Source organism: Deinococcus hopiensis KR-140 (assembly GCF_900176165.1).
Taxonomy (GTDB): Bacteria; Deinococcota; Deinococci; order Deinococcales; family Deinococcaceae; genus Deinococcus; species Deinococcus hopiensis.
This window is the reverse complement of the sequence record NZ_FWWU01000006.1, coordinates 411,371-424,919: the sequence shown is the minus strand read 5'-3', so window position 1 is coordinate 424,919 and position 13,549 is coordinate 411,371. Positions and strand designations below refer to the sequence as shown.

Annotated in this window: 9 protein-coding genes and 1 pseudogene; 8 read left to right on the top strand and 2 right to left on the bottom strand. The window is 65.2% G+C overall.

The genetic code is table 11. From position 1 onward, the window contains the following. Positions 1-3 precede the first annotated feature (3 nt). A complete protein-coding gene (locus B9A95_RS08600) occupies positions 4-726 on the bottom strand; it encodes a DUF1175 family protein (RefSeq protein WP_084046512.1) in 723 nt (240 codons plus the stop codon). A gap of 335 nt (positions 727-1,061) precedes the next feature. Here B9A95_RS08600 and B9A95_RS08595 point away from each other — a divergent pair, with 335 nt between their 5' ends. Then, entirely contained in the window at positions 1,062-1,622 is a 561-nt protein-coding gene (locus B9A95_RS08595) for a hypothetical protein (protein ID WP_084046511.1), read from the top strand. 255 nt (positions 1,623-1,877) lie between these two features. On the opposite strand, the gene cphA is transcribed toward B9A95_RS08595, so the two are convergent. Continuing rightward, positions 1,878-4,682: a cyanophycin synthetase gene (cphA, locus tag B9A95_RS08590; RefSeq protein WP_245808198.1), complete on the bottom strand. Its 2,805-nt coding sequence runs from the start codon at positions 4,680-4,682 to the stop codon at positions 1,878-1,880. A 179-nt stretch (positions 4,683-4,861) separates the two neighbouring features. Between cphA and B9A95_RS08585 the strand changes: the two genes are divergently transcribed. The 7 genes and pseudogenes from B9A95_RS08585 (at position 4,862) to B9A95_RS08560 (ending at position 13,160) form a co-directional block, all read left to right on the top strand. Beyond that, entirely contained in the window at positions 4,862-5,728 is an 867-nt protein-coding gene (locus B9A95_RS08585) for a transporter substrate-binding domain-containing protein (RefSeq protein WP_084046509.1), read from the top strand. Between the two features lie 7 nt (positions 5,729-5,735). Further along, positions 5,736-6,401 (top strand): amino acid ABC transporter permease, encoded by a 666-nt coding sequence (locus B9A95_RS08580; protein WP_084046508.1) that lies wholly within the window; start codon positions 5,736-5,738, stop codon positions 6,399-6,401. Between the two features lie 541 nt (positions 6,402-6,942). Continuing rightward, positions 6,943-7,128, top strand: coding sequence for a hypothetical protein (locus B9A95_RS36960; RefSeq protein ID WP_425429921.1), 186 nt, complete (start codon positions 6,943-6,945; stop codon positions 7,126-7,128). A 36-nt stretch (positions 7,129-7,164) separates the two neighbouring features. Then, positions 7,165-7,821: an alpha/beta hydrolase family protein gene (locus B9A95_RS08575; protein ID WP_425429920.1), complete on the top strand. Its 657-nt coding sequence runs from the start codon at positions 7,165-7,167 to the stop codon at positions 7,819-7,821. A 49-nt stretch (positions 7,822-7,870) separates the two neighbouring features. Further along, positions 7,871-10,888, top strand: a complete 3,018-nt coding sequence (locus tag B9A95_RS08570; RefSeq protein ID WP_084046507.1) for an EAL domain-containing protein — start codon at positions 7,871-7,873, stop codon at positions 10,886-10,888. A gap of 544 nt (positions 10,889-11,432) precedes the next feature. Further along, positions 11,433-12,107, top strand: coding sequence for a response regulator transcription factor (locus tag B9A95_RS08565; RefSeq protein ID WP_084046506.1), 675 nt, complete (start codon positions 11,433-11,435; stop codon positions 12,105-12,107). A 266-nt stretch (positions 12,108-12,373) separates the two neighbouring features. Next, positions 12,374-13,160 (top strand): annotated as a pseudogene (locus B9A95_RS08560) (IS5 family transposase). Positions 13,161-13,549: the final 389 nt, after the last annotated feature.

The window sequence follows — 13,549 nt, the reverse complement described above, 5'->3', positions numbered from 1 at the left end:
GAATTACCGCAGAATCTGCCAGCGGTACACGCCCAGGAAATTCGGATTGCGCGGTGTGGGATGAAAGGCGGCATCGGGATGACGCATCAGGGTGGCGAGGGTAACCAGGCGGACTTCTCCGCCCTCCTCCGGCAGGGCGCCGGTGTGGTACACCACCCGCCCGCCGCCCAGATAGACCATGCTGTGGTAGGCCCCCAGCCCGGGCCGCAGGAAAAACAGCAGGTCACCGCGCTGCGCCTGCGCGGGATCGCGGGAGATGAGGGCCGCCGAGCGGTTTGCCAGAAAACGGGCGGAGGTCCGCCCGACCAGCCGGCCCGTCTCCACATCGTCCATCCGGTAAGGTCCTGGGCCCACCCGGAAGACCGAGCGAGACACCAGGGGGGCCGGGTACGTCAGCCCGCGCACCTCGGCGAAGCGGGGACGCGGCAAAAACTTGAACTTGGCCCACCACGCCGAGTCGTGCCTCGCCAACGCGTTGACAAAGGCGTACCGCACCAGCCCAGCGCAGTCCTGATCCTCCCGCTTCCAATCCGCCGATATGCCGTAGTACTGGCTCTCCGCGACGCTGGCAAACCAGTCTGCAAAGGCCGCCCGGTCCGTTCCAACGAGTTCCAGGACGTCGGGGTAGCCGTCACCGTCGGCGTCTGCCGCGCTGGGTCCCGGACCACTCCATGCAAAACCGCCCAGCAGCAGTGCGGCCAGCGCGAGGGGGCGAAGGGCAGACATCGGGCTCCAGTGTATCGGCGCAGAGCATGCGGGTGAATTCGCTTTCCGGTGATCCTTGAGCGGCCGCTGCCGAGCCTTGCATTGTCCCGGGTGCCGCCCAGGGTCAGGACCACCAGGAGGCAGGTTCCGGCGGTAGACGCGAGCAGCGGCAGCGGAACAAGGGGGCGGAGGCGGGGCAGCGGTGCGGCCTGGCCACACCGTTGCCCCGTGGTCAGCCACACGAACCAGCGGCGCGTGGCCGTCTTGGCCCAACTGCACAACACGCTTCCGCAGAGAGGTGTGCGGTTCGCCTTGTCCGTCCCCAACAGGGCGAAACGGCGGTTAAACTCGGCGGGATGCTCCGCTTGATCTCCGCCTGCGTGATCGCCACTCTCGCCCTGGGGGCCGCCCTGGCACAACCGGGTTCGTCGCGTATCTCCGGCACCGGCACGTCGTACTGGGTCAACCGCGATCCGCACACCGGGCAAAACCAGAGTGCGCTGATGCTCCGCTCGGACGGGGGCGCGTCCACCCTGGTGATGAAGTGCCTGCCGGACGGCGAGATGATGATGTACGTGACGACGCCCGTTCCGGCATTGCCGCAGGAGAACGCCTTTACATTGCGCAAACGGATCGGCGCGCTGTACCGCGCTGAAGTGCAGGTGGGCAGCGCGGTGCTGCGCTCTGCGGTGCAGCCCATCGGCTACGATCCGGTGCAGACGGGCGCGCTGCGCCTCGACGACGCGGTGGCCGCGAAGATGTACAGCGCCCTGTACGGGGGAACGCGCGTGGCAGTGCGCCTCATTGCCGTGAGCAAGGCCGCGCTGAACGCGCAGACGGTGGCAGGTACGTACGACTTCGCGCCGCAGGGCTTTCAGGAGGCGCTGGAGGAGATCGACTACTGCGACATGGGCTGATCCGGCTTCCAAACCAGCCGTTCCGTCCCCTCTGCTGCGCCGCGTTGCACGGCCTGGCCCGGTTTCCTTATGAAACCGCAGCAGGGGGGTCACGGCCCCACCGGATCAACGGAATTATGGCCGTCTACCCCCACCGCTGCAGCGGCGCCGTCCAACACCCGGCGTGTGGCGATGTTTGCGGAGCCCCTGGCGTCCCTCCGGCTGGGGGCGGGGCTGCCCACCCGGCCCCTCCACCACCCCTTCTCCTCACGGCGCTCACGCTGTGTCCTCGTCCACCCGGGCGTCCTCCCCTGTGGTGTCTGCGGCAGTCGCGTCCGGCCTGTACCGCACGATCTGTTGCCACACCGCCTCCACAGCCGTGGGCATGATGACGGCAATATCGCCGGGGCGGGCCAGCCGCAGCGTGGCGTCTACGGCGTCACGTTCCTCGAGGACGAAGTGAAGGTGCTCGGGGCTGAAGCCTGCGGCCACGGCGCCCTCAGCCATCAGGCGCATCGCGTCGCCCCGGGGACGGCCACGCCCGTCCGGCCCCTCGCGGAACACGATCTCATCGAAGGTCGCCGCGGCGCTTGCCCCCACGTGCCGGATGTCCTGGTCCCGGCGGTCTCCGGGAACGCTCACCATCCCGATCAGGCGGCTCCCCGGACGCCGCATGCGGCGCAGCAGTTCCCGCTGGGCGGCCAGGGCGTCCGGGTTGTGCGCGTAGTCGAGAATTACCCGAAAGCCGTGCGCGTCGTGCACATTGAGCCGCCCTGGGCTCTGCTCGAACGACGACGTAAACGTCCCCAGTCCCTCCCGAATGGTCTCCAGGGGGACCCGCTGGCCCAGGCACATGGCTGTCGCAGCCAGGGCATTCTCGACATTGAAGTGCGCCAGGCCCCCCAGTGTGGCGGGAATGTCAGCGGTGGGCATCAGTACGGAGCGGCCGCCCCCCTCGTAGACCACAATGATGTCTCCGTTTTCCCCCGGCTCACACACCACGGCGAGCTCGCCCGCGGCGATGTGCTCCTGCACCGGGGGGTTGCCCTCCAGGCCACGTGCGGAAAACAGGGCGAGGCGGCCCCGGGCGACCCGGCGCATACCGGCGGTCAGGGGGTCGTCCGCGTTGAGGACGCTGAGGCCACGCCTGGAGACCACGCGGACCACGAGTGACTTGACCCGCGCCAGGTCCCGCAGCGTGTCCACGCCGCGCAGACCGAGGTGGTCCTCACGGACGTTGAGGACGGCCCCAACGTCCGCACTGTCAAATCCCAGGCCCTCACGCAACAGGCCGCCCCGCGCCGTTTCGAGCACGGCGGCCGTGACGGCGGGGTGGGACAGCACCATGCGCGCACTTTTCGGTCCGGTCGCGTCACCCACGTGAATGCGCTCGTTGCCGACGTACACGCCGCTGGTGTTGGTAAACCCGACCGTGTGCCCGGCGTGCGTGAGGACGTGCGCGACCATGCGGGCGGTGGTGCTCTTGCCGTTCGTGCCCGTGACGGCGAGGATGGGCACGCGGCTGCGGCTGCCCGGTGGGTAAAGCAGGTCCATGACGGCCCCGCCGACGTCGCGCGGCTGACCTTTCGACGGCTGGAGATGGATTCGGAAACCGGGCGCGGCATCCACCTCAATGACCCCGCCGCCGGTCTCGCGCACACTCCTCGTGATATCGGGGGCGATGAGGTCGATGCCCGCCACATCCAGTCCCAGCGCCAGCGCTGCCGTACGCGCAATAGACGCGTTCTCGGGGTGAATCTCATCCGTGCGGTCAATGGCGGTGGCGCCGGTGGAAAGGTGGGCGCCTTGACGCAAGGCGACCCGCTGTCCCGCCCCCGGCACGCTGTCCACGCCGAGTCCCGCCCGCTCCAGCACCGACAGGGCGTGCGCGTCAAGACGGATGCGGGTGAGGACCCGGCTGTGCCCCCCACCGCGGCGGGGGTCGGCGTTGACCTCCTCGACCAGTGTGCGGACGGTGCGCAGGCCGTCGCCCGTCACCTGCGCGGGGACGCGCTCGGCCACCGCAACGACCCTTCCCCCCACGACGAGGACGCGGTGGTCCTTGCCCGGTAAGAACTCCTCGACCACGACCTGCCGCCCGTACTGCGCCGCCTGCACGAAGGCAGACCGCACGTCGCCGGGCGTCCGCACATTCAGGCCCACGCCCCGACCGTGGTTGCCGTGAAGCGGCTTGATCACGGCGGGGCCACGCAGGCGGGCCACCTCACGGATGGCCGCCTCCTCGTCCTGCACGACCACGCCGCGCGGTACGGGAACGCCAACGTCCGCGAGCAGGCGTTTGGTCAGGTCCTTGTCCCCGGCCGCCGTGACCGCGACGTGGGGCGTCAGCCCAGTGACGCTGGCGCGTACCCTGCGGGCGTTGCGCCCGTACCCGAACTGAACGAAGCTGTGGTCGTCCAGCCGGGTGACGGGGATGCCGCGCCGCCGCGCCGCCGCCACGATGGCCCCCGTGGTCGGCCCCAGGGACGTCCGCCGGGCGAGCCGATCGAGGGCGGCCAGACCGGCCTGCAGGTCGAACGGCTCGGCGGTCAGGGCAGGCTCGCCCGGGTCGGCGTACAAGACATTCAGGCCCTGCACGCCCCGCAGCTCCGGCGGCAGCAGCGAATCCACCAGCCGGAGCGCAAGCAGCCCCGCGAGGAAGGCGGCGTCCTCGTCGCGGTACATGTACATCACGGTGTAGACGCCCGCGCGGCCCCTGACACTCCGGGTCTTGCCCCGCGTGGTGTCCTCGCCCACGAGGGACTGCAGCGCCAGAGCGACGTGTTCCGTCACGTGCCCCAGCCAGGTGCCTTCCCGCATCCGGCGCACGAACCCGCCCGGCTGCTGGTACGAGCAGCCGTGCCCCTCCAGGGTGGGCACGAGGGTGAGCAGAGCGTCCGTGAAGCCGGGCAGGCGGTCGGTGGGCCAGGCCTCCAGGGTGCCGAGGTCCAGCACGAAGCGCACCATGGGCCGCAGCGAGTAGATGTGCGGCCCCCGGTAGACGCCACGCTCCAGAACACGCATGGGCACGTTCGGGGAGGAGGGCCGATCCCCAGCGGCGATGTCTCCATGTCCCGTCATGGGCGGCAGGTCCTTGTCTGTAAACGCGGCATCACTGGCCACAAGATAGAAGAGGCGCGGCGCGGGATACAGCCCGGGCCCATTGAGCAGCGTTAAGGACTTGGGGCGCCGCGGGGGCTGAACAGGCCGGCAGTGTAAGCGAAGCCAGAATTTCTGGAAACGTTCAGGGCAGATGTGAAGTGGGGCGTGCTACGTTCCGGCCATTCACAAGCGGCACCCTGACCACCACGGCCAGCGGCGCGCCGCCACGAGAGGCCATCATGCACGAGCACCATCCCCTTCGGTTCCGTATCGTCCTCAGCACCCTTGCCCTGCTCCTGGTGAGCGTCACGCACGCTGAACTCGCCGACGTGAAAAAGCGTGGAGAACTGCGCGTTGTGATGAGCGGCGAGTACCCTCCCTTCTCGCAGCCCACGCCCGGCGGTGACCTGACTGGGTTTGACGCGGACGTCGCCCGCGAAATCGCGCGGCGGCTCGGCGTCAAAGCCCACCTGATCAAGGCCGATTTCTCGTCCATCGTCGCGGGCGTGCAGGCGGGCAACTTCGATCTGGCCGTCGCCTCGCAGAGCAAGACGCCCGAACGCGCCCGCGCGGTGGATTTCCTCTCCAAACCCTACTACTACGACGGTTTCCAGCTGTTTGTGCCCAAGGGGTCGAAGGCCAACTCGCTGGAGGGCCTCGGCGGGCAACCCGTGGCGGTGGCGCTCGGAACGGTCTTCGAGAAGTTCCTGCGTGAACGCAAGTATCCCAAGATCGTGACGTTCAGCGGCGAGCAGGAGATTTTCCTGGCGCTGGGGGCCAACCGCGCCTCGGGGATGATCACCACGCGCTCGGTCGGCAACGTGGCCATCAAAAACGGGCAGGCCCTGCGCGCGGCGGGCCCCGTGCTGCAGCAGGACAACCCCTACATCACCCTTGGGAAGAACCAGCCCCAGCTCAAGGCCGCGGTCGAAAAGGCCCTCAATGCCATGCGCGCGGACGGGACCCTGCGGCGGCTGAGCGTCAAGTACATCGGTTCAGACCTGACTGTGCCGAACAACCGCTAACCAGCACATGCTCGGCACCTTCACGCCCGACGTGCTGCTCGCCCTGTGGCGGGGAACGCTCATCACGCTGTCGCTGACGGTGCTGGCCAGCGTCTTCGGGCTTGTTCTAGGCATGATCGCCGCAATGGGACGGCTGTCTCGCCCCTGGCCGCTGCGCCTGCTGGCCGGGGTCTACATCGAGACCTTCCGGGGCACGCCGCTGCTGGTGCAGCTGTTTTTCTTGTATTTCGCGTTGCCTCAGATCACGAAGATCACCCTACCCGCCTTTCATACGGCTGTCCTGGGGCTGAGCCTCTTTACGGGAGCCTACGCCGCGGAGATCATCCGGGGCAGCCTCAACGCCGTGGGGCACGGTCAGGTGGAGGCCGGGCGGGCGCTCGGCCTGCGTCCCGCCCAGGTGCTGCGGCTCATCATGATTCCGCAGGCGGCCCGGGTGGGCGTGCCGTCGCTGGGAAACCAGTTCATCGGCCTCCTCAAGGATTCCAGCCTTGCCAGCGTCATCACCGTGACCGAACTGCTGCTCACCACCCGCGGCATCGTGTCCATCACGTATCAGCCTGTCGCCATGTATTTTGCCGTGGGCCTCATCTATTTCCTGCTCTCCACCCTCGCCGCGCGGGCCTTTCGCGTTCTGGAACGGCGGCTGAACCGTCCATACCAGATCAGCACGTAAGCCCGTCCCGCCGCGCGTGTGCCGAGTTCCGCACGGTGCAGCGGGCCCTGCCGACAACGGCCGGAAACACCAACGGTGCCCGTCCCCCTTGATCCCCACACCGGAAGGGAGGGACCTCCGGTGGGCGTCCAGACTGCCCACACGTCCTGTCCGCCTCCCACCGTGGGCGAGCCTTCTGTTCTCCGGGCCAAACCTCCCTCCCCTGGGGCATGAAGCGCCCGGCCCTCCCTGACCTCGCCTCCCGCCCACCCTCTTCGAGGAGCGGGGTGGAACCGGGCCGCGGCAATGAGACGGCCCGCCTGACTGGCCTTGCTGCTGGCGGCGGGGGCTGGATCCGTGGCAGTGATCGGGTCGGAAAACCTTCCTTTCGCGCTGCTGCGGTCCGGGCCCGACCGGGACAACACGCCGCCGGACAGAAAACCGCCCGGCATCCCCGTGTCCGAGTTCACCGGTGCGGCGCTGCGGCAACTCGCGGCGCGGGAACCGACCGGTCAGCCTTCTGGCCCTGCGCGCCAGGAAGTACCCCGGGCGTACGCTGACCGTGCTTCAGAACCTCGCGCCCGGCGTGAACGACTCGCGGCAGGTGGTGAGCTACAGGTCTGATGGGCTGAGCATCCGTGCCCTGCTGACCGTACCGAAGGGCACGCCCCCGCCAGGAGGCTGGCCCGGCAGCATGTTCAACCACGGCTATATCCCCCCGGGTGAGTACCGCACCACCGAGCGGTAGGTCGCCTATCAGGACGCCTTTGCGCGGGCGGGGTTGGTGACCCTGAAAAGCGACTACCGGGGGCACGGCGCTTCCGAGGGCGTGGCGCGCGGGGGCTACAACGACCCCGGCTACACCGTAGACATGCTGAACGCGGCGGCCAGCCTGAAAAAAGACCGCCGGGTGAATCGCAAGCGGATGGGCGTTTGGGGTCACAGCATGGGCGGGCAACTGGGCCTGCGGGCCATGCTGGTGGACCGGGACCTGAGGGCAGGCTGCCTGTGCGCCGGGGTGGTGGCGGGTTACGACGTGCTGGCGACCGACTGGAACCGGCTGCCGGGCACGCGCACAGGGGCGCTCGACCCCCTGAACCGGCGTTACCTGCGGGCCATGAGCCCAAACGCTTTCCTGGAGGAGCTCAACGGTCGGCCCACCGAGCCGCACCATGGCACCGCCGACAAAGAAGTGCGCGCGACGTCTGCGCCTGTCGGGTCAAGCCTGTGGCGTTTGCCTGACCCTTTGCGCCGCTTCAAACGGCGAGACGAACATGGAGTCCTCTGGGCAATCGCCGCCGCGTTCAGGAGCGCGCGGTTGATCTTCACCGGGACTGTTCCGGCCGGCGGCCCGACTTCACCCTTCGGGCCACCGCCCCGGGGATCCAGAGCGCGAGCGCGGGGCCCAACGGTGAGAATTAAGAAAGAGCCTTCACGGTAGCGTCAGGCATGCCTGAGTCCATAACGCCCGGATCTCAGAGGTTACTGGCATGACGGGTGACACGCGAGAGCGGCGGGAGACGCAACATCAAGCGGCGTCTCCCCTTCCGCTGCAAAACATTGCCATCGTTGCGGATTACATTCACAACTACCAAGCGCACCTCCTGACGGGAATTCGGCAGGTCCTCGACGCGCGGGGGATCTCCTCCACCGTCTACGTCGGCCGGGAACTTGTTCCTGAGGGTCACAGCATGCGTGTGGCCAACGAGGTCTACAACCTGATTCGGCCGCAGCAGCATTCGGGAGTCATCCTGATGACGGCCAACCTCGCGAGAAACACCAGTGATGAGGAGCTCATGGCGTTCGCTTCTCGCTTTGGGTCTCTCCCGACCATCTCCATCGGCCGGAAGATCGAAGGGATCCCGTCGGTCACCATCGATAACCGTCCCGGCATGGAGGCCTTGATGGACCACCTCATCGTCACGCGGGGGCTCAAACGCTTCGTCTTTGTACGCGGACGACTGGGCAACGAGGACTCGAACGTCCGCGAGCAGGTGTTTCGGGAAAAGATGAGCGCATACGGGCTCACGGTGCGTGAGGACTGGATCTTGAATGGGGATTTCCGCCTGGGTGTGGCCCATGCGGAAATGACGAGGCTGCTCACCACGACCCGCGACTTTGACGTCGTGGTCGCCGCCAACGACGAAATGGCCGATGGCGTCATCACGGCGCTGCGTGAGCACGGACGGCGGGTTCCCGACGACGTCGCGGTCGTCGGTTTTGATGACGATGAAAACTACTGGAACGCCATTCCTCCCCTCACCACGGTCCGCCAGCCTTTTGCAGATCAAGCCCGTTTGAGTGCCGAAAAGCTGTTTGCCGAAGGCACTCCGTCAGATCTGCGCATTCCCTCCCAACTGGTTGTCCGTGAGTCCTGCGGCGCAAAGGAGGCAGCGCCGTTTCCCTCTCCCTTCCGTCACCAAGACGCGGCGTACTCGGGCATTCACGAAGAGATCTTTAAGCGCTACTGTTGCGCCGCGGCTCGACCGGAACAGCACCAACAGTTCCTGACCTACTGGAAGGCCACCTTACTCAAGAATTTGCACCAGGACCACCACTTTGTGGTGTGGCGCGCCCTGTTGACGGACTTTCGCCGGAGGGTACGTCCTACCCTGACTTCCGCCTTGCGGGCGGAGTTTGAGGCTCTACATTCTGAGGCCCAGACCCTGCTGTATGACGCCCTGCAGATGGCCCACGTCCACCAGCGCCTCACGGAGACCAGCAATGCCGTCTTGCTGTCCAACATGACTTCTGCCGTGACGTACGAGGCCATGCTTGACGCTGCCCGCAAGTACCTCAAGAATCTGGGTCTTGAGCGGGTCATCCTGGTGATGTATACCTCCTTTGCGTCCTCCCCCACTTCTGGCAGCCGTGTGGTGTTTGCGGAAGGCGTTGCCTGTCCCGTAGACGGCGCACCTTTCCCCACGGCCCAACTCTTGCCTGACGGTATGCGCGCGGAACTCACCCGCGGTCACCTGATGGTGACGCCCCTGTTTTTTCAGCGGGAGCAGTACGGTTACCTGCTTGCCGATCAGCCGATCGACATTTATTTTGATGAGCAGACACCGCAGCACACCATCAGTCAGTCCATCCGGCAGTTGGAACAGATGCGGGCACTGCAAGTGGCCCACGACAACCTGGAGCAGCGCGTGGCAGACCGAACGCTCGAGTTACAGCGTCTGAACGAACAGCTTCAGCACGCGGCCATTCACGACGTCCTGACCGGACTGGCAAACAAGGGCCTGTTCCACGAGCAGCTTCAGCGCGTCGTCGCCCGCGCGGCGCGTCACCCCGGTCAGGGGTTCTCGGTCCTGTTTCTCGACTGCGACCGGTTCAAGGCCGTCAACGACACCCTCGGCCATCATGTGGGCGACCAGTTCCTGGTGGAGTTCGCTCACCGACTGGCTGGCAGCGTCCGGGCACAGGACACCGTCGCCCGCTTTGGAGGCGACGAATTCGCCGTCCTGCTCGACGACATTCATGATCCCCAGAACGCTATGCGGGTCGCGCACCGTATTCAGCAGGCGCTCTTTGACCCCTTTGACGTCGGTGGCCACTTGTTTTCTGTGACGGCCAGCATCGGTGTGGTGGCCAACCGCGGCCAGTACCGGCAGTATGAGGACGTCATGCGCGACGCGGACATCGCGATGTACCACGCCAAGGCCAGCGGCCCGGGCAGGGCGGTCGTGTTCGAGCCGTCCATGCACGAAAAAGTCCTTCGGCGAACGCAACTGGAAACGGAGTTAAGGCAGGCGTTGAGCCAGGGAGCGCTTTCCGTGCACTACCAGCCCATCGTGCATGTGGCAACGGGGGGACTGATCGGATTTGAAGCGCTGGCCCGCTGGAAGCATCCGGCGCGGGGCTTCGTCAGCCCTGCGGAATTTATCCCCGTCGCGGAGGACGCCGGACTGATCGCTGAGATTGACCAGTTTGTTTTGAAGGAGGCCGCCCAGCAGCTGCGGACGTGGTCCACACGCACGCCGCTCGCCGACACCTGCATTCTGAGCGTGAATGCGAGCACGGTGCAGTTCTCAAGGGCGGATTTCGCGCCCGCAGTGCAGTGCATTCTCGAGGAAACAGGGTTTGACCCCGTCCGGCTTCGCCTGGAGATTACCGAAAGCCTGTTGATGCACCGCAGCCCCGCCGTGCAGCGGAACATCGACGGCCTGCGTCAACTTGGCCTGCAACTGCACATCGACGACTTCGGCACGGGCTACTCCTCTTTGGGTTACTTGCAGCAGTTCGCCGCTTCGGCACTCAAGATCGACCGCTCCTTTATTCAGCGCCTGTTCAACAGTGATGAGGCCGCGGAGTTGGTGCGGACCATCCTCGCCATGGCGAGGAACCTCAACATGAAGGTGGTCGCGGAAGGCGTAGAGCACGCCGAGCAGTGGGCCTGGCTTCAGGACGCGGGCTGTCATTACGCGCAGGGGTATTACTTTGGAGTTCCGCTCCCCGCCGCAGATGCGCTGCCGCTCCTGCTTCACGGACGCCCCCTGCCCATGTGAGGCTCCGGACCGGAGGCGCGTAACTTCACGCTCCCCGAGGGCCTCGCCGCGGGCGCGCGGGGAAGGAAGAGGAAGCAGGCCCGGCGGTATGCCTGGGCAGGGACCTGGCTGCCCGGCGCCCGGATGACGGGCCTAGCGCTCCTCGCCTGGACCGCGCCGTTTCTGGGGAGCAGGCCTGTTCACGGGGGTGGTGACGGCCCTGATCGCGGGCGGCCGGGCGGGAAGGCGCCCCAGGTCCGGGCGTGGTGAGGCGCCAGGCCAAGGTTGATTTCGCATGCTGCTCGCTGCTGGCCCGGCGCCTGACTCTGCGGGGCCATCCTCGGGTTTGACCCCTACCGGGGAAAAGGCGCCGAGGCGCCGGAATGCAGTGCCCGCTCCTGTCGGCGGGTCGCCACGACGCCAAACGCGCTGCTTGTCAGGCTGTCGCTGCTCCGGATCCACAGTCTGCCCACCCTAAACAAAGGAAGTTTTAAGGCGCGCGGCACCGTCCAGAGAGAGTGGTCCTTACCCTGGACAGAACGCTTCACCGCGCGAGGAGCCCACTATGCCGCCGCATATCCTACTGATCGAAGACAACGCCGACATCGCGAATGTGGTTCAATACGAATTGAACCAAGCGGGCTGCAACGTCGTGACCGCACCCGACGGCCTCACCGGCCTGATCTATGCCCGGGAGCAACCTCCACAACTCGTCATTCTCGACCTCGGCCTCCCTGATTTTGACGGCGCGGAAGTCGCTCGCCGCCTGCGCAAAACCAGCACCTTCCCCATCATCATCCTGACGGCGGTGGACGCCGTAGACCGGAAAGTCGGCCTTCTGGAAGCGGGCGCCAACGACTACCTCACCAAGCCCTTTCACCCGGAAGAACTCGTCGCCCGCGTCAAGGTGCAGCTCCGTCAGTACCAAGGGGGTGCGGAGATGTTGTCTTACGGCACCCTGGAGATTCATACGCTGAAGCGGCAAGTAACGTACGACGGTCGCCCGATTGAACTTTCTCCGAAAGAGTACGAGTTGCTGCTGCTGCTGGCCCGGCAACCTGGCCGGGTGTACTCCCGGCAGGAGATCGATCAGAAGCTCTGGAACGGGCAGCTTTCCCGCCACTCGAACGTGGTGGACGTGCATATGGGGAACTTACGGAACAAGTTGCGGAGTGTGGGCGGGTATAGCCTGCTCCGAACGGTGCGCGGCGTGGGGTACGGCCTGAAGGTGCCGGGCTGACCTTGCCGCCGCGCGTGACCAGGAAGCGTGGACTCCTTGATGTCACAGCGGTGCGCCTCGTCATAGTGACGGGCGACGACATCAAGCGCCCGGCGGCCGTACCGGGCAAAGGCGAATACCGGGTCTTGCGAGGATAAACGCATGGTCATTACACACCGTGAGGGTGACCCTTGTGGCGAGTCGTGGTAGTCCGTTGGGTCTGAAAGTGCTGGCAAAGAACACAGTACAGGTCATCCGGAAATAGGTCACTGTTTTGGCTGAGGGCCGTGTGGCACGCTAAAAAGGTTCGACTGACAGACGAGCAATGGTCTATCCTCGCTCCCTTGTGACCTCCACCCGAAAAGAAAACCCGAAGCGGCCGTCCGCGTCGGGGAGATGAAGAACTGCTTGAAGGCATGTTGTGGGTTCTAAGAACAGGAGCGCAGTGGGCAGAACTTCCTCGCCCCGATTACCCTCCGAAGTCCACGTGTTTTGAGCGCTTTCAAGAATGGAATGAACGTGGCGTGTTTCCCAATGTATTGGGCCGTTTATACGAATTATTGGAGGATCAAGCGCTGCTTGATCTCCGCGAAGCTTTTATCGACGGTACCTTCAGTGCCGCGAAAAAGGGGGCGCTGATGTCGGTCCCACGAAGAAAGGCAAAGGCACCAAGATCATGATCATGGTGGACGCGAGCGGTATACCGCTCGCTGTTCATACTGAAAGTGCGAGTCCTGCCGAAGTGACCCTGGTGCACGACACCCTGGAAGCCTCTTTTGGCATGGACTTCCCCAAACGACTCATCGGGAACAAAGCATATGACAGTGATTCTCTGGATGCGGAACTTGCTGCTCTGGGGATCGAGATGACCTGCGCCAAATTGTAAGAACCGAAAGAGGAAAACGCAGGACGGACGACCGCTGCGTCGCTATAAGCGACGCTGGAAGGTGGAACGAACGACCTTATTGGCTGCAATCCTTTAGGCGTGTTCGGACACGAGATGAGCGCAAAGCCCAGAACTTCCTGGGCTTCGTCCAGCTCGCCTGCATCCTACTCCGCCGGATTTCCGGATGATCTTACCACAGTTGCAGTCGCTCCAGGAACCTGCTGTTCAAGGGCTTTCTGTCACCAGTCACCTCCCGAGAATTCCCGTGTTTTAGAGACGGAATCGCCAACTGCAACTGTAGTACTAAATACGCTGTTAGCAAATTTTTTACCGAGGTTAATTATGTAGCTACTTACCATGAAGGTCACCCTCGTGGTAAGTAGCTACAATCTTACAGCCGTGCAGAGACAAAGAAAAATTGCAGTGACCACCCGGCGCTACGGCCTTCCCCATGGCGAACAGCCACAAACTCGTCGGCTCAACGCTCTCTCTCGCCGATCAACTGCTCTGTATCTTGCAATAGATAAATTGTCTACAAGGGCGTGAAGCACCTTATCAATGATCTACAACCATAAGC

Bases quoted from the DNA above. Each gene is read 5' to 3' on its own strand.
- B9A95_RS08600 (WP_084046512.1), bottom strand. From the start codon at position 726: ATGTCTGCCCTTCGCCCCCTCGCGCTGGCCGCACTGCTGCTGGGCGGT.
- B9A95_RS08595 (WP_084046511.1), top strand. From the start codon at position 1,062: ATGCTCCGCTTGATCTCCGCCTGCGTGATCGCCACTCTCGCCCTGGGG.
- cphA (WP_245808198.1), bottom strand. From the start codon at position 4,682: ATGACGGGACATGGAGACATCGCCGCTGGGGATCGGCCCTCCTCCCCG.
- B9A95_RS08580 (WP_084046508.1), top strand. From the start codon at position 5,736: ATGCTCGGCACCTTCACGCCCGACGTGCTGCTCGCCCTGTGGCGGGGA.
- B9A95_RS08570 (WP_084046507.1), top strand. From the start codon at position 7,871: ATGACGGGTGACACGCGAGAGCGGCGGGAGACGCAACATCAAGCGGCG.
- B9A95_RS08565 (WP_084046506.1), top strand. From the start codon at position 11,433: ATGCCGCCGCATATCCTACTGATCGAAGACAACGCCGACATCGCGAAT.